Source organism: Streptomyces sp. NBC_00988 (assembly GCF_045162645.1).
In the GTDB taxonomy this organism is placed as follows: Bacteria; Actinomycetota; Actinomycetes; order Streptomycetales; family Streptomycetaceae; genus Streptomyces.
In genome coordinates this window covers 3917521-3933451 of sequence record NZ_CP108730.1, presented here as the reverse complement: position 1 = coordinate 3933451, position 15931 = coordinate 3917521, and the positions used below count along the sequence as shown (strand labels likewise).

The following is a 15931-nucleotide window of genomic DNA, read 5'->3' as shown; positions in this document are numbered from 1 at the left end:
CGCTGAAGGCGGGCATAACGACCTCGTGGATCGCGGGCACTTGGCAGTCGTCAGCCGATCCACCACAGAGCGGAGGACTCAGAGCATGGCCGGCGCGATGCGCAAGATGGCGGTCTACCTCGGCCTCGTGGAGGACGATGGGTACGACGGCCGGGGTTTCGACCCCGATGACGACTTCGAACCCGAACTGGACCCGGAGCCCGAGCGGGACCGTCGACGGCACGAGCCGTCGCACCAGTCACACACCCCACATCAGTCTCAAAGGGACGAACCAGTACGAGTGGTGCAGCCTCCGGCCCCTCGCGAACCGGTGTCCCATTCCGCTTCGCTGGGTGCGGAATCAGGGCGTCCGGCGCGAATCGCGCCCGTGGCATCCATCACACAAGAACGCCAGTCCCTGGAGAAGAACGCACCGGTGATCATGCCCAAGGTCGTGTCGGAACGAGAGCCTTACCGGATCACCACACTTCACCCCCGGACCTACAACGAGGCCCGTACCATCGGGGAACACTTCCGTGAAGGCACCCCGGTGATCATGAATCTGACTGAGATGGATGACACAGACGCCAAGCGACTTGTCGACTTTGCGGCCGGTTTGGTGTTTGGTCTTCACGGCAGCATCGAGCGGGTGACGCAGAAGGTGTTCCTGTTGTCGCCTGCTAACGTCGATGTCACGGCGGAGGACAAGGCCCGCATCGCAGAGGGCGGGTTCTTCAATCAGAGCTGAGACAGACAGCCGCTAGAAAGCACGGAACAGGGGAGAGGGAAAGACAGACCATGAGCGTGTTCGCGCAGGTGATCTACATCGCGCTGATGGTGTTCCTCATCGTGCTCATCTTCCGGTTGGTCATGGACTACGTCTTCCAGTTCGCCCGCTCATGGCAACCCGGCAAGGCGATGGTGGTCGTTCTGGAGGCCGCCTACACTGTCACCGATCCACCGTTGAAGCTTCTGCGGCGGTTCATCCCGCCGTTGCGTCTCGGGGGCGTGGCGCTCGACCTGTCCTTCTTCGTCCTGATGATCATCGTCTACATCTTGATCTCTATCGTGGGCAATCTCGCGAGGTGACAGTGGACGATACGGTCTTGCCGACTGCCGATGACTACGTTGAGGTGAAGAGATGCCGTTGACCCCCGAGGACGTGCGGAACAAGCAGTTCACGACCGTCCGCCTCCGAGAAGGCTATGACGAGGACGAGGTCGATGCCTTCCTCGACGAGGTCGAAGCCGAACTGACGCGCCTGCTGCGCGAGAACGAGGACCTGCGCGCCAAGCTGGCCGCGGCCACGCGCGCCGCGGCGCAGAACCAACAGAACATGCGCAAGCCCCCCGAACAGGACCAGCAGCAGGGTGGCATGCAGCAGGGCGGCATGCAGCAAGGTGGCATGCAGCAGCAGGGGATGCCCCCGCAGGGCATGCCCCCGCAAGGCATGCGCGGTCCGGGTGGCCCGGTGCCCGCCGGCATATCGGGCCCGCCGCAGCAGCAGATGGGCGGCCCCATGGGCGGCCCGCCTCAGCTGCCGAGCGGTGCCCCGCAGTTGCCCGCCGGCCCCGGTGGCCAGGGTCAGGGCGGCCCGCAGGGTCAGGGTCCGATGGGACAGGGCCCCATGGGCGGTCCGATGGGCCAGGGCCCGATGCAGGGTCAGATGCAGCAGATGGGCCAAGGCCCGATGCAGGGTCAGATGGGCGGCCAGCCCCCCATGCAGCAGCAGATGGGCGGCCCCATGGGCGGTCCCATGGGCGGCGGCATGCCGCAGCAGGGCCCCGGTGGCGACAGTGCCGCCCGTGTCCTCTCGCTGGCCCAGCAGACCGCCGACCAGGCGATCGCCGAGGCCCGTTCCGAGGCCAACAAGATCGTCGGCGAGGCCCGTTCGCGCGCCGAGGGTCTTGAGCGTGACGCCCGAGCCAAGGCCGACGCCCTGGAGCGGGACGCGCAGGAGAAGCACCGCGTCGCGATGGGCTCCCTGGAGTCCGCCCGCGCCACGCTGGAGCGCAAGGTCGAGGACCTGCGCGGCTTCGAGCGCGAGTACCGCACGCGTCTGAAGTCCTACCTGGAGTCCCAGCTGCGTCAGTTGGAGACCCAGGCCGACGACTCGCTGGCCCCGCCGCGCACTCCGGCGACCGCGTCGCTTCCGCCGTCCCCGGCGCCTTCCATGGCCCCGGCCGGCGCGAGCGCCCCGTCGTACGGCGGCAACCAGGGCATGGGCGGCCCGCCGCCCGCCGGTCCGTCCTACGGCGGCCAGCAGCAGATGTCCCCGGCCATGACCCAGCCGATGGCGCCGGTACGGCCGCAGGGCCCGTCGCCGATGGGCCAGGCTCCCTCGCCGATGCGCGGGTTCCTGATCGACGAGGACGACAACTGACCGGCCTTTAGTACGCCTTCGGCGTCGGCAGCGTTCAGGGCGGGGCCCCGGATTTCGATCCGGGGCCCCGCCCTTTTTACGCGGGTTGAGCGCTGGATCACGTGAGTTGACCGTTGGGGCAGGTGAGTCGGCCGTTGGTTCAGGTGAGTTGACCGTTGGGCGTGAGAAAAGGGCCCGGCCTCCACGAAGGAGGCCGGGCCCTTTTCCCGTGCCGGTGGTGGTGCTTACGCCTTGTGCAGGCGGAAGACCAGGGACAGGCCCTCGTCGGTGAACGGGGTGCCGTAGCTGTCGTCGGCCTCGCCCTGGGCGAAGTCCGTGGCGAGGACCTCGTCGGCGATCAGGGCCGCGTGCTCGGACAGGGCCGCGATGACCGCCGGGTCGGTCGACGTCCAGCGCAGGGCGATCCGGTCGGCGACGTCCAGGCCGCTGTTCTTGCGGGACTCCTGGATCAGGCGGATCGCGTCACGGGCCAGGCCCGCCTGCCGCAGCTCCTCGGTGATCTCCAGGTCGAGGGCGACCGTCGCCCCCGAGTCGGAGGCCACGGACCAGCCCTCGCGCGGGGTCTCTGTGATGATCACCTCATCCGGGGCCAGCGTGATGGTCTCGCCGTCCACCTCGACGGACGCCGTGCCCTCGCGCAGCGCCAGGGACAGCGCGGCCGCGTCCGCGTTCGCCACGGCCTTCGCGACGTCCTGGACGCGCTTGCCGAACCGCTTGCCCAGGGCGCGGAAGTTGGCCTTCGCCGTGGTGTCGACCAGCGAGCCGCCGACCTCGCTCAGCGAGGCGAGCCCCTCGACGTTCAGCTCCTCCGTGATCTGCGCGTGCAGTTCCCGGTCCAGGGCGGCGAAGCCCGTGGCCGCGATCAGCGCGCGGGACAGCGGCTGGCGCGTCTTGACGCCCGACTCCGCGCGCGTGGCCCGGCCCAGCTCCACCAGGCGCCGTACGAGGACCATCTGCTTGGAGAGCTCGGGGTCGATGACGGAGAGGTCCGCCTCCGGCCACGCGGACAGGTGGACCGACTCGGGGGCGCCCGGGGTCACCGGGACGATCAGGTCCTGCCAGACCCGCTCGGTGATGAACGGGGTCAGCGGGGCCATCAGCTGGGTGACCGTCTCGACGACCTCGTGCAGGGTGCGCAGCGCGGCCTTGTCGCCCTGCCAGAAGCGGCGGCGGGAGCGGCGGACGTACCAGTTGGACAGGTCGTCGACGAACGCCGACAGGAGCTTGCCGGCGCGCTGGGTGTCGTAGGACTCCAGAGCCTGCGTCACCTGGTCGGTGAGCGCGTGGAGTTCGGACAGGAGCCAGCGGTCCAGGACCGGGCGGTCGGCCGGGGCCGGGTCCGCCGCGCTGGGCGCCCAGTCGGACGTGCGCGCGTACAGGGCCTGGAAGGCGACCGTGTTCCAGTACGTCAGGAGGGTCTTGCGGACGACCTCCTGGATCGTGCCGTGGCCCACGCGGCGTGCCGCCCACGGGGAGCCGCCAGCCGCCATGAACCACCGCACCGCGTCCGCGCCGTGACGGTCCATCAGCGGGATCGGGTCCAGGGTGTTGCCCAGGTGCTTGGACATCTTGCGGCCGTCCTCGGCGAGGATGTGGCCGAGGCAGACGACGTTCTCGTACGACGACTTGTCGAAGACCAGGGTGCCGATCGCCATCAGCGTGTAGAACCAGCCGCGGGTCTGGTCGATGGCCTCGCTGATGAACTGCGCCGGGTAGTGGGACTCGAAGAGTTCCTTGTTCTTGTGCGGGTAGCCCCACTGCGCGAACGGCATCGAACCCGAGTCGTACCAGGCGTCGATGACCTCGGGCACGCGCGTGGCGCTCTCGCCGCACTGGGGGCAGGCGAAGCTGACCGCGTCGATGAACGGGCGGTGCGGGTCCAGGCCCGACTGGTCGGTGCCCGTCAGCTCGGTCAGCTCCGCGCGGGAGCCGACGACCGTGAGGTGGTCCTCCGCGCAGCGCCAGATCGGGAGCGGGGTGCCCCAGTAGCGGCTGCGGGACAGCGCCCAGTCGATGTTGTTGTTCAGCCAGTCGCCGTACCGGCCGTGCTTGACGGTGTCCGGGAACCAGTTGGTGTTCTCGTTCTCCTGGAGGAGGCGGTCCTTGACGGCCGTGGTGCGGATGTACCAGGAGGGCTGCGCGTAGTACAGCAGCGCGGTGTGGCAGCGCCAGCAGTGCGGGTAACTGTGCTCGTACGGCACGTGCTTGAAGAGCAGGCCGCGGTCTTTGAGGTCCTCGGTGAGCTTTTCGTCCGCCTTCTTGAAGAAGACACCGCCCACGAGCGGGACGTCCTCGGCGAACGTGCCGTTCGGGCGGACCGGGTTCACGACCGGCAGGCCGTACGCGCGGCAGACCTTGAGGTCCTCCTCGCCGAAGGCGGGGGACTGGTGGACCAGACCCGTACCGTCCTCGACCGTCACGTACTCCGCGTTCACCACGTAGTGGGCGGGCTCCGGGAACTCCACGAGCTCGAACGGACGTTGATACGTCCAGCGCTCCATCTCGGCGCCGGTGAAGGACTCACCGGTGGTCTCCCAGCCCTCGCCGAGGGCCTTGGCGAGCAGCGGCTCGGCGACGACGAGCTGCTCTGTGCTGTCGGGGCCCTTCGTCGCGACGACGTAGGTGACCTCGGGGTGGGCGGCGACGGCCGTGTTGGACACCAGCGTCCAGGGGGTCGTCGTCCAGACCAGGAGTGCGGCACGGCCGGCCAGCGGACCGGAGGTGAGCGGGAAACGGACGTACACGGAGGGGTCGACGACCGTCTCGTAGCCCTGCGCCAGCTCGTGGTCCGAGAGGCCCGTCTGGTCGCGCGGGCACCAGGGGGCGACGCGGTAGTCCTGGACGAGCAGGCCCTTGTTGAAGATCTCCTTGAGGGACCACCAGACCGACTCGATGTACTCGGGGTCCATCGTGCGGTACGGGTCGTCGAGGTCCGTCCAGTACCCCATGCGGGTCGTGAGCGCCTCGAAGGCGTCGGTGTGCCGGGTCACGGACTCGCGGCACCTGGCGTTGAACTCGGCGATGCCGTACGCCTCGATGTCCTGCTTGTCGGTGAAGCCCAGCTCCTTCTCGACCGCCAGCTCCACCGGGAGGCCGTGGCAGTCCCAGCCGGCCTTGCGGGCCACGTGGTAGCCGCGCATGGTGCGGAAGCGGGGGAAGACGTCCTTGAAGACGCGCGCCTCGATGTGGTGGGCGCCCGGCATGCCGTTGGCCGTGGGCGGGCCCTCGTAGAACACCCACTCGGGGCGCCCCTCGGACTGGTCCAGGGTCTTGGCGAAGATCTTCTGCTCGCGCCAGAAGTCGAGCACGGCATGCTCCAGCGCGGGCAGGTCGACCTGGGCGGGCACCTGGCGGTACGTCGGCGTTGTCATCAGCGAGCTTCCTCCGGCGGACTTTCTGCCTTCCGTCCGGAGGGACGAGAGCTACGACTTTCCGTACGCCGTGTGCGGCGCGCTCCCGCGGTACCACCCTCCTTGGCTCCCCGGTGCGTCCAGCACACCAGTGAGCCCCCTCATTGGGGTCGCGATACCGGGTCTACCGGCCGCGGCTGGTGGGCTGCGGCTTTCTTCCGGCGGCTCCGGGGTGATCTTCACGTCGCGCTCGCCCCCGGGCTTCCACCGTCCCCGGGTCGCTCTGGGCTGCGTACGCCGCTACTCGTCCCCATCCACGCTTCTCGCTCCGGCAAGTGTACGGCGCCGCACGGACAGCGGCCGACCGGTTTTGCGGGGGCCTCGGCGAGAGGCTTGCGAACACGTTTCATGACTCGAATGGCGCTGAACACGCGTTCGATGTTCGAGGTGCCGGACTCGGCGGATTACCCGGCGGGGAGCTGGGCACAACGCATGAAGGCTTGCCGCGCGGGGCCAGGGGGGTGGACGAATCGGGCGGCGTGCCCCGTTGCCGCGGGACTCAAGTCGATTTATCGTCCCAGCACGATTCGCGTGCGTGATCACAAAATGTGAAGGGGCCGCGGCCATGGTGGCGAAGAAGACCGCAACGAAGAAGACCGCGGCGAAGAAGGCGGTCGCTACGAAGGCGGCTTCTTCGGAGAAGGCGACTGCGGAAGGGGCCGAGAGACCGGGGGCCGTCAAGAAGGCGGTGGCCGAGGAGACGGTGGCCAAGAAGAGCGCCTCGAAATCCACATCCACGGCGACGAAAAAGGCGGCGGCTACGAAGGCCACGGCTACGAAGACGACCGCTACGAAGGCGACGGCCGTCCCGAAGGCCACGGACACGAAGAAGACGGCCGTCAAGAAAGCGGCCGTGAAGAAAGCGGCCGTCAAGAAGACCGCCCCTGAGAGCACGTCGACGAAGAGCAGCCCTACGAAGAGCACCGCCGGCGCGAAAAGCGGTTCCACGAAGAGCACCACGGGCACGAATCGCACTGCGGGAACCAAGGGCACGACCGGTACGAAGAAGAGCGCGGCCAACAAGGCAAAGGCGGGCGCGGCGCAGGCCGCGGAGCAGACGGGAGCCACGACGGTGGTTGCGAAGAAGACTCCTGGCACGGCCACGGCGGCGAAGAGGGCCGTTCCGAAGGCGCGGGTCGCGGCGGTGCCCGGCGAGCTCGCGGTGCGCCCCGGCGAGGACCCCTGGACGCCCGAGGAGGTCGAGGAGGCCCGTACCGAGCTGCAGTCCGAGGCCGCACGGCTCAGCGAGGAGATCACGTCCACCGAGCAGGCCCTCGCCGGTCTGATGCGGGACTCCGGGGACGGCGCGGGCGACGACGACGCCGACACCGGCACCAAGAACATCACGCGCGAGAGCGAGATGGCGCTGGCCGCCAACGCGCGCGAGATGCTGATCCAGACCGAGCGCGCCCTGGGGAAGCTGGACGCCGGCACCTACGGCCTGTGCGAGAACTGCGGCAACCCGATCGGCAAGGCCCGTATGCAGGCCTTCCCCCGGGCCACCCTGTGCGTCGAGTGCAAGCAGAAGCAGGAGCGCCGGTACTGAACGCCGGTACTGAAGCCCCCGACAGGTGTGCCGTACCCTCATCCTGAGTTAGGCACCTAGGTCGAGGGACTCACGTGGCAGAGGCGGAGCGCATCATCGGTACGCCGGATACCCCAGAGGCGGCGGGGGCAGAGCCGGAGCAGGGTGACACCGCGTCGCCCCCCAGGGGCAGGCGCCGGATCGCCGTCCTGTTCGTGGTGGCCGCCTTCGCGTACACCCTGGACCTGGTCAGCAAGCTACTCGTGGTCGCCAAGCTGGAGCACCACGCGCCGATCGAGGTCTTCGGGGACTGGCTGGAGTTCCACGCGATCCGCAACCCCGGCGCGGCCTTCGGGTTCGGCGCGGCCTTCACGGTCATCTTCACGATGATCGCGGCCGCCGTGATCGTGGTGATCGCCCGGCTGGCCCGCAAGCTCTACAGCCTGCCGTGGGCGATCGCGCTCGGGTTGCTGCTGGGCGGTGCGCTCGGCAACCTCACCGACCGGATCTTCCGTTCGCCCGGCATCTTCCAGGGCGAGGTCGTCGACTTCATCGCGCCCAAGGGCTTCGCCGTCTTCAACCTCGCCGACTCGGCGATCGTGTGCGGCGGCATCCTGATCGTGCTGCTCTCCTTCCGCGGCCTGGACCCGGACGGCACCGTCCACAAGGACTGAGCGCGGATCCACGAGGGCTGAGCGCGGGTCCGCAGAGCCTGAGCGCCTCGGCTCGGGTAAGGCGGTGTCGGACCCGTCCGGCATACTCGACCGGGTGAGCACAGTTCCCGAGATCCGAAACCTGCCCGTGCCCGACGGCCTGGAGGGCGAGCGTGTCGACGCCGCCATCTCCCGCATGTTCGGCTTCTCCCGTACGAAGGCCGCCGAGCTGGCCGCGGCGGGGAAGGTCACGGTCGACGGCTCGGTGGTCGGGAAGTCCGAGCGGGTGCACGGCGGGGCCTGGCTGGAGGTCGAGATGCCGCAGGCGCCCGCGCCCGTGCAGATCGTCGCCGAGCCCGTCGAGGGCATGGAGATCGTCTACGACGACGATGACGTGATCGTGATCGTGAAGCCGGTCGGCGTCGCCGCCCACCCCAGCCCCGGCTGGACCGGGACGACCGTCATCGGCGGCCTGGCCGCCGCCGGGTACCGCATCTCGACGTCCGGTGCCGCCGAGCGCCAAGGCATCGTGCACCGCCTCGACGTCGGCACGTCCGGCCTGATGGTCGTCGCGAAGTCGGAGCGTGCGTACACCTCCTTGAAGCGCCAGTTCAAGGAGCGCACGGTCGACAAGCGCTACCACACGCTGGTCCAGGGCCACCCGGACCCGACCAGCGGCACCATCGACGCTCCCATCGGCCGCCACCCGAACCACGACTACAAGTGGGCGGTCACCGCCGAGGGCAAGCCGTCGATCACGCACTACGACCTCATCGAGGCGTTCCGCGCGGCCTCCCTGCTCGACGTGAAGCTGGAGACCGGCCGCACCCACCAGATCCGCGTGCACATGGCCGCCCACCGCCACCCGTGCGTCGGCGACCTGACCTACGGCGCCGACCCGACGCTCTCCAAGCGGCTGCGCCTGACCCGCCAGTGGCTGCACGCCGTCCGGCTCGGCTTCGAGCACCCCGCCGACGGCCAGTGGGTCGAGTTCGAGAGCGGCTACCCGGACGACCTCCAGCAGGCCCTCGACCTGGTGCGCGAGGAGACCTACGCATGAGTCCGACGTCGTACGCGGTGCGCGTCGCCGAGGACCCGGCCGACCGCGAGGCCTGCTTCGCGGTGCGCAAGGACGTCTTCGTCGTCGAGCAGGGCGTGCCCCAGGAGATCGAGTACGACGCGTACGACGCCGTAGCGACGCATGTCCTCGCCGTGCGTGAGGACGGGACGCCGCTCGGGACCGGGCGGCTGTTGTACGGCGAGGCGGCCGCGGCGAAGACCGGCGGGGACCCGGCCGTGGGGTCCCTGGGGCGGCTGGCCGTCACCAAGGAGGCACGGGGGCTCGGGGTCGGGGTCGCGCTGGTGCGGGCCATCGAGGACGCGGCACGCGCGCGTGGGCTGGCCGCCGTAGATCTGCATGCGCAGACGCATGCCCTCGGGTTCTACGAACGGCTCGGCTACGAGGCGTACGGGCCGGAGTTCGCGGACGCCGGGATTCCGCACCTGGCGATGCGGCGCGTTCTCTGACCGGTGCTCTGCGACCTGCTCTACAACCGAGGGGCGTCGAAAGAGCTGGTGGGGTAGGCGGCGTGGCAGGCTGGGGCGTCCGTTGTGTGAACGTCGAGATCCGGCCGGAGCCCTGACCGTGGATCAATTGGCCCTGTTGTTCGTCCTGTTGCTCGGGGCCGTGGTGAGCGTCCCGCTGGGGGACCGGTTCGGTCTGCCGGCGCCGGTGCTCATGACCCTTCTCGGGATAGTCCTCGCGGTGGCCGACTTCGTGCCGAACGTGAACGTCCCGCCCGAACTGATCCTGCCCCTGCTGCTGCCACCGCTGCTGTACGCGGCCGTACGGCGCACCTCCTGGCGGCAGTTCACGGCCAACATCCGGCCCATCTTCCTGCTGGCCGTGGCGCTGGTGTTCGTCACCACCCTCGCCGTGGCCGCCGTCGCGAGCGTGATCGTGCCGGGGCTGCCGATCGCGGCCGCGGTGGCGCTCGGCGCGTTGGTGGCGCCGCCCGACCCGGTCGCCGCGACTGCCGTCGCGGGGCAACTCGGGCTGCCGCGGCGGCTGGTGTCGATCCTGGAGGGCGAGGGTCTCTTCAACGACGTGACGGCCATCGTGCTGTACCACGTGGCGATCGCCGCCGCCGTCAGCGGGAGCTTCGAGTTCTGGCGCGCCGGGCTCGACTTCGTGCTGTCCGCCGTGGTCGCCGTAGTGGTCGGAGTGGCCCTGGGGTGGGCCACGAACAAGCTGATGTCGGCGCTCGACGACGCCACCCTGCAGATCGGGCTGACGCTGCTGGTGCCGTACGCCTCGTACGTCCTGGCCGACGAACTGCACGGCTCCGGGGTGCTCGCCGTGCTCACCACCGCGCTGTTCCTGGCGGAGTACTCCCTGGGTGCCGACGACGTGTTGACCCGGCTCGCCGGGGCGACCGTGTGGGATGTCGTGGACACGCTGGTCACCGGGGTCGCGTTCGGGCTCATCGGGCTCGAACTGCACAACGCGATCCGTACGGCGTCCGGGCGGTGGGGCGAGATGCTCGGCTGGGCCGCGGCGATCGTCGGGGTCGTGGTCGTCGTACGGCTGGCGTGGCTGCTGCCGGCGACCTGGCTGACGAAACGGCTGCACGCCAAGCGGGACTACGACGAGGAGATCCCGACGTCCTGGCGGGAGACCGTGATCATGTGGTGGGCCGGGATGCGCGGGGTGGCGTCCGTGGCCCTGGCGCTGGCGATTCCGCTGACCATGGACGACGGGTCGGCGTTCCCGGACCGGGACGAGATCGTGTTCATCGCGTTCGGGGTGATCATGGCGACGCTGGTGCTGCAGGGGCTCACCTTGCCGTGGCTGGTGAAGCGGCTCGGGGTGCGGGCCGACACCGACAGCGAGAAGGCGTTCGAGAAGGAGCTGGCGGTGCGGGCGGCGAAGGCCGCGAAGCGGAGGCTGCGGGAGATCGAGGATGTCGAGGAGCTGCCGGAGGAGGTGTCCGAGCAGTTGCTGCGGCGGGCGTTCGACATCGGGGTGCGGATCTCTCCCGAGGTGGGGGACGGGGAGCGGCGGGAGGCGTACGAGAAGCGGGTGAAGCGGGTGAAGCGCATGCGGCGGATCCAGGGGGAGATGATGAGCGCGGCCCGGCATGAGGTGCTGGCTGCGCGGAGCGAACCCGGGGCGGATCCGGAGATCGTGGACCGGGTGCTCCGGCATCTGGATGTCCGTAGCTTGAGGTGAGTGCTCTCCCACCTACGCACCGCCCGTACACCGTTGGCCGACAGGTGGGCGTTTGCCGTGGGGGGCGCGGCGCCGTCGGCGGCCTTCCGCCCGCGCATGGCAGTCCTGTAACGCGGGAGAGGAACGCCCGGTTCGCTTTGTAGGCTCGTCGCATGGCTCGCAACGTCGTAATCAGTGGTGGCGGTACGGGAATTGGGCTCGCCGCGGCGCATGCCTTCGCGGCCGACGGGGATCGGGTGTTGCTCCTCGGGCGACGGCGCGAGGTGTTGGAGAAGGCCGCGGTGCCGGGGGCGCTGACGTACGCCGGGGACCTGAGCGAGCCCGAAGTCGTGCGCGGGGTGGGGCGGTTCGTCGCCGAGGAGTTCGGCACCGTGGATGTGCTGGTGCACGGCGCGGGCGGTACCGGGGCGTTGGAGCCGGGCAGTGCCAGCAGTGATCCGCTGGACCGCGTCGCGCACGACTGGACGGTCAACTTCCGCATCAACACCCTGAGCGCCGCGCTGCTCACCGAGGCGCTGAAGCCGCGGCTCGCGGAGCCGGGCGGGCGGGTGCTGTTCGTGAGCTCCATCGCCGCGTACCGGGGTTCGGGGAGCGGGGCGTACGGCGGCGCCAAGGCCGCGTTGCATCCGTACGCCTATGACCTGGCCCGGGATCTCGGCCCGCGCGGCATCACCGTGAACGTGGTCGCGCCCGGGTACATCGAGGACACCGAGTTCTTCGGCCCACAGATCGACGCCGCCCGGCGTGAACGGCTCATCAACGACACGTCGACCGGGCGGGCCGGTACCCCGGGGGATGTCGCCGCGACCTTGCACTGGCTCGCGTCCCCGGCTGCCGGGCATGTGACGTCGCAGGTGATTCAGGTAAATGGCGGGGCTGAGCGGGGGCGTTGAGGGGCTGGGGCTGATCGGCTGGGGTTTGGTTCCGGTCAACGGCGGTGCCGCGCACGGGGATTGAGGTGCCGGTCACTGGCCTCGGCCCGGGCTCGGGCGTTCGGGGCGGGGGAGGGCTCTCGCCGGGCATGGGCGTTGCGACCTCGGGCCGGCTGGTCGCTCCGGCTGCGGGGGACCGGTTGCCTCGCTGGGCGTGCAGGTCAATGGTGGTACTGGGCACGGGTGTTGGGGTGCCCGGAGTTGCTCAGCCGTAGCCAGTTCCCGGTCGCTTCGCGGGTCGCCCGGTCCAACGACGTTGCCCAGCATGGGCGTTGAGGCCTTGAACCGGTCAGCCGCCAGAGGTGCCACCCCCCCCAACGGCAAACGCCCACCCCTCAACAGACGGTGAACGGGTGGGCGTGGGTGGGTAGTTCAGCCGTGGCCGTCAGCCGACCGGCATGCCCCGCCCCGCCCGATCCTCAGACCCGGTTGCCCCCCGGCGGCTCGTGAGCCGAGCGGGTGGCGCCTCCGTTGGGGGATGGGTCCTCGCCCGGGATCGGTGCCGCGTCCGTCGTGTTGACGCGAGGCAGCGCGTAGGGATGCTCCACGTACAGCCAGCGGATCATCTGTTCGCGGACCGTGACCCGTACCGTCCAGATGTCGTCCGCGTCCTTTGCCGTGACCAGGGCCCGGACCTCCATGGTGTTCGGGGTGGTGTCGGTGACGACGAGACCGTAGCTGCGGCCGTCCCAGGCCGGGCAGGCTCGGAGGATTTCGCGGAGCTGCGTGCGCATCGCGTCGACCGGGGCCGAGTGGTCCACCTGGAAATAGACGATGCCGGTCATCTGGGGGGTGCCGCGCGACCAGTTCTCGAAAGGCTTGGACGTGAAGTACGACACCGGCATGGTGATCCGGCGCTCGTCCCAGGTGCGGACCGTCAGGAAGGTCAGGGTGATCTCCTCGATCGCGCCCCACTCGCCGTCCACGACCACCGTGTCGCCGATACGGACCATGTCGCCGAAGGCGATCTGTAGTCCCGCGAAGAGGTTGGCGAGAGTGGACTGCGCCGCTACACCGGCGACGATGCCGAGGACGCCCGCCGAGGCCAGCAGGGATGCACCGGCCGCGCGCATCGCCGGGAACGTCAGCAGCATCGCCGCGACCGCCACCACGCCGACGATCGCGGCCACCACCCGCGTGATCAGCGTCACCTGGGTCCGGACCCGGCGGACCCGGGCCGCGTCCCGGGAGACGCGGGCGTAGCGGGCGTACGACGACTCCACGATCGCCGCCGCGACCCGGATCATCAGCCACGCGGTGGCGCCGATCAGCACCAGGGTGAGGGTCTGGCCGATGCCGATCCGGTGTTCCTCCAGCAGTTGTGCCTGGTCGTAGGAGGCTCGGAGGAAGGCCGCGCAGAGTACGAGCTGGTACGGGACCCGGCCGCGGCGCAGCAGGCCCCACAGTGTGGTGTCGTCGTGCCGGGCGTCCGCCTTGCGCAGCAGCAGGTCGGTGACCCAGCCGATGAGCAGCGTGAGGACGACGGAGCCGCCGATGACGATCAGCGGGCGCAGTACGTTCTCCATGTGTCCGACCGTACTGGCACGATGGCTTCATGAACATCATGCTCTTCCACTCGACGTACGGTCTCCGGCCGGCGGTGCAGGGCGCCGCCGAGCGGCTGCGCGTGGCGGGCCACGAGGTGTGGACCCCGGACCTCTTCGAGGGGCATACGTTCGAGACGGTCGAGGAGGGCATGGCCTTCAACGACGGGATCGGCAAGGACGAGCTGCTGAAGCGGGCCGTGCTGGCCGCCGCTCCCTACTCCGAGCGCGGTCTCGTCTACGCCGGGTTCTCGCTCGGCGCCTCCGTCGCGCAGACCCTCGCCCTCGGCGACGAGAAGGCCCGCGGGCTGCTCCTCCTGCACGGCACCTCGGACATCGCGGCCAACGCCTCCGTCGACGACCTGCCGGTCCAGCTGCACGTCGCCGAGCCGGACCAGTTCGAGACCGACGACTGGCTCAGCTCCTGGTATCTGCAGATGGGCAAGGCGGGCGCGGACGTGGAGGTCTACCGGTACGCCGGAGCCGGCCACCTGTACACCGACCCCGGCCTCCCGGACTACGACGAGGAGGCCGCCGAGGCCACCTGGCGGGTGGCCCTCGGTTTCCTCGACACGCTGTAACTACACGGGGTCGTACGTCCGTTCCACCTTCTGCGTGCCGCTGCGCGTCCGGTACGACCGCTCCCAGGACGAGGTCGCGGTCGCCGACGTGCGGTCGGACAGGACGTAGTAGTCCATCTGCGCCCGGTCGGCCGTGATGTCCAGGACGCCGTAGCCGTGGCGGTCCGTGTCGACCCAGTGGACGTGCCGGTTGGCGAGCTGGATGACCGGTGCGGCGAGCGCGGAGACCGTGCCCTCGGGGACCTTCACTATGTCGTCGAGGTTGTCGGAGGTCACGGACGTGATCACGAACTCCGTTGCCGCTGACGGCGAGAGCGGGTACGTGCCGGCGTCCACCGGCACGTCGTTGGCCCAGGACATGTGGATGTCCCCGGTGAGGAAGACCGTGTTGCCGATCGCGTTCGAGCGCAGGTGCGCGAGGAGTTCACGGCGGTCGTCGGTGTAGCCGTCCCACTGGTCGGTGTTGACGCCGATGCCGTCCTCCGGCAGGTCCAGCAGCTTCGCGAGCGGCTTGAGCAGGTCGGCGGTGAGCGAGCCGATGACGAACGGCGCGATCATCACCGAGTTGCCGACCAGCCGCCACTTGGTGTCCGACGCCTTCAACCCGGCCTTCAGCCAGTCGAGTTGGGCGCGTCCCGTGATCGTACGGTCCGGGTCGTCGACCGAACCGCTGCCCGAACTCGCCTGCTGCGAACGGAAGGAGCGCAGGTCGAGGAGCGAGAGGTCGGCGAGCTTGCCGAAGCGCAGGCGGCGGTAGGTGGTGCCGGCGATCGCCGGGCGGACCGGCATCCACTCGAAGTACGCCTGTTTCGCGGCCGCTTGACGGGCCGTCCAGGTGCCCTCGGCGCCCTCGGTGTGGTTGACCGCGCCGCCCGACCAGGCGTTGTCCGCGAACTCGTGGTCGTCCCAGATCGCGATGACTGGTGCTTTGGTGTGCAGCGCCTGCAGGTCCGGGTCGGTCTTGTACTTGCCGTGCCGGGTGCGGTAGTCGGCGAGCGTGATGATCTCGTTCAGGGGCGCGTGCGGCCGTACGACCGTGCCGCGCGCGGCGTACTCGCCGGACTTGTACTCGTAGATGTAGTCACCCAGGTGCAGCCACGCGTCGAGGTCGTTGCGGGCCGCGAGATGGCGGTACGACGAGAAGTAGCCCGCCTCCCAGTTGGCGCAGGTGACGACGCCGAAGCGCAGGCCGGACACGGTCGCGTCCGCCGCCGGCGCGGTGCGGGTGCGCGCCGCCGGGGAGTCGGTGCCGCCGGCCGAGAAGCGGAACCAGTAGTCGGTGGCCGGGGCCAGGCCGCGGATGTCGGCCTTGACGGTGTGGTCGGAGGCGGCGGTCGCGGTGAGCGAGCCCCTGGAGACGACGTTCGTGAACGCCTTGTCGGTGGCCACCGTCCAGCTCACCTCGGTGTCCGGGCCGAGCCCGGAGCCGGGGACCGCCTCGGCGGTGGGCGTCACCCGGGTCCACAGCAGGACGCCGTCCGGGAGCGGGTCCCCGGAGGCGACGCCGTGCAGGAAGGAAGGGGTCTCGGTGGCAGCCCCGGCGGGCAGTGCGGCGATCAGTGGGCCGGCCAGGACCGCGGTGGCGGCCGCGGCCTTGACGACCGTACGGCGGCGCGGGGAGGGCGAGTTGACGCTCTCGGGTGCTCTGTATCGACTGGTCACGAGCGACCAGGTTACTGATCAGTATTAACG

13 protein-coding genes are annotated in these 15931 nt (G+C 69.8%); 10 read left to right on the top strand and 3 right to left on the bottom strand.

What is annotated here, in order from left to right:
• Positions 1-85 precede the first annotated feature (85 nt).
• From OG496_RS17840 to OG496_RS17830, 3 genes are read left to right on the top strand one after another with little or no spacing between them, the layout of a single operon-like run.
• Positions 86-727 (top strand): cell division protein SepF, encoded by a 642-nt coding sequence (locus OG496_RS17840; RefSeq protein WP_033284465.1) that lies wholly within the window; start codon positions 86-88, stop codon positions 725-727.
• Between the two features lie 50 nt (positions 728-777).
• On the top strand, positions 778-1068 hold the full coding sequence (locus tag OG496_RS17835; RefSeq protein WP_019062316.1) for a YggT family protein: 291 nt from the start codon (positions 778-780) through the stop codon (positions 1066-1068).
• A gap of 52 nt (positions 1069-1120) precedes the next feature.
• On the top strand, positions 1121-2362 hold the full coding sequence (locus OG496_RS17830) for a DivIVA domain-containing protein (RefSeq protein ID WP_405971559.1): 1242 nt from the start codon (positions 1121-1123) through the stop codon (positions 2360-2362).
• Positions 2363-2586: 224 nt separating this feature from the next.
• Here the strand turns inward: OG496_RS17830 and ileS are convergent, their stop codons facing one another.
• A complete protein-coding gene (gene ileS, locus OG496_RS17825) occupies positions 2587-5733 on the bottom strand; it encodes an isoleucine--tRNA ligase (protein ID WP_405971558.1) in 3147 nt (1048 codons plus the stop codon).
• Positions 5734-6337: 604 nt separating this feature from the next.
• Here ileS and OG496_RS17820 point away from each other — a divergent pair.
• The 6 genes from OG496_RS17820 to OG496_RS17795 all read left to right on the top strand — a co-directional run bounded on the left by OG496_RS17820 (position 6338) and on the right by OG496_RS17795 (position 12075).
• A complete protein-coding gene (locus OG496_RS17820; RefSeq protein ID WP_405971557.1) occupies positions 6338-7318 on the top strand; it encodes a TraR/DksA family transcriptional regulator in 981 nt (326 codons plus the stop codon).
• A 74-nt stretch (positions 7319-7392) separates the two neighbouring features.
• Positions 7393-7971: a signal peptidase II gene (gene lspA, locus OG496_RS17815; RefSeq protein WP_328683893.1), complete on the top strand. Its 579-nt coding sequence runs from the start codon at positions 7393-7395 to the stop codon at positions 7969-7971.
• Positions 7972-8065: 94 nt separating this feature from the next.
• Positions 8066-9010, top strand: a complete 945-nt coding sequence (locus tag OG496_RS17810) for an RluA family pseudouridine synthase (protein WP_366494049.1) — start codon at positions 8066-8068, stop codon at positions 9008-9010.
• A complete protein-coding gene (locus tag OG496_RS17805; RefSeq protein WP_405971556.1) occupies positions 9007-9477 on the top strand; it encodes a GNAT family N-acetyltransferase in 471 nt (156 codons plus the stop codon). Before OG496_RS17810 ends, OG496_RS17805 begins: the two co-directional genes overlap by 4 nt.
• A 118-nt stretch (positions 9478-9595) precedes the next feature.
• Complete coding sequence (locus tag OG496_RS17800; RefSeq protein WP_405971555.1) at positions 9596-11182, top strand: Na+/H+ antiporter; 1587 nt, start codon at positions 9596-9598, stop codon at positions 11180-11182.
• 152 nt (positions 11183-11334) lie between these two features.
• Positions 11335-12075, top strand: a complete 741-nt coding sequence (locus OG496_RS17795; protein WP_405971554.1) for an SDR family NAD(P)-dependent oxidoreductase — start codon at positions 11335-11337, stop codon at positions 12073-12075.
• 458 nt (positions 12076-12533) lie between these two features.
• On the opposite strand, the gene OG496_RS17790 is transcribed toward OG496_RS17795, so the two are convergent.
• Positions 12534-13640 carry a mechanosensitive ion channel family protein gene (locus OG496_RS17790; protein ID WP_405971553.1) on the bottom strand — a complete coding sequence of 369 codons (1107 nt, stop codon included), beginning with the start codon at positions 13638-13640 and terminating at the stop codon, positions 12534-12536.
• 29 nt (positions 13641-13669) lie between these two features.
• Here OG496_RS17790 and OG496_RS17785 point away from each other — a divergent pair, with 29 nt between their 5' ends.
• Positions 13670-14239, top strand: coding sequence for a dienelactone hydrolase family protein (locus OG496_RS17785; RefSeq protein ID WP_405971552.1), 570 nt, complete (start codon positions 13670-13672; stop codon positions 14237-14239).
• Here OG496_RS17785 and OG496_RS17780 read toward each other — a convergent pair whose 3' ends face one another.
• Positions 14240-15901, bottom strand: coding sequence for an alkaline phosphatase D family protein (locus tag OG496_RS17780; RefSeq protein WP_405971551.1), 1662 nt, complete (start codon positions 15899-15901; stop codon positions 14240-14242).
• Positions 15902-15931: the final 30 nt, after the last annotated feature.

What these genes read in the sequence shown, in the direction of transcription:
- OG496_RS17840 (WP_033284465.1), top strand. Translation starts at nt 86, where the DNA reads ATGGCCGGCGCGATGCGCAAGATGGCGGTCTACCTCGGCCTCGTGGAG.
- OG496_RS17835 (WP_019062316.1), top strand. Translation starts at nt 778, where the DNA reads ATGAGCGTGTTCGCGCAGGTGATCTACATCGCGCTGATGGTGTTCCTC.
- OG496_RS17830 (WP_405971559.1), top strand. Translation starts at nt 1,121, where the DNA reads ATGCCGTTGACCCCCGAGGACGTGCGGAACAAGCAGTTCACGACCGTC.
- ileS (WP_405971558.1), bottom strand. Translation starts at nt 5,733, where the DNA reads ATGACAACGCCGACGTACCGCCAGGTGCCCGCCCAGGTCGACCTGCCC.
- OG496_RS17820 (WP_405971557.1), top strand. Translation starts at nt 6,338, where the DNA reads ATGGTGGCGAAGAAGACCGCAACGAAGAAGACCGCGGCGAAGAAGGCG.
- OG496_RS17805 (WP_405971556.1), top strand. Translation starts at nt 9,007, where the DNA reads ATGAGTCCGACGTCGTACGCGGTGCGCGTCGCCGAGGACCCGGCCGAC.
- OG496_RS17795 (WP_405971554.1), top strand. Translation starts at nt 11,335, where the DNA reads ATGGCTCGCAACGTCGTAATCAGTGGTGGCGGTACGGGAATTGGGCTC.
- OG496_RS17790 (WP_405971553.1), bottom strand. Translation starts at nt 13,640, where the DNA reads ATGGAGAACGTACTGCGCCCGCTGATCGTCATCGGCGGCTCCGTCGTC.
- OG496_RS17785 (WP_405971552.1), top strand. Translation starts at nt 13,670, where the DNA reads ATGAACATCATGCTCTTCCACTCGACGTACGGTCTCCGGCCGGCGGTG.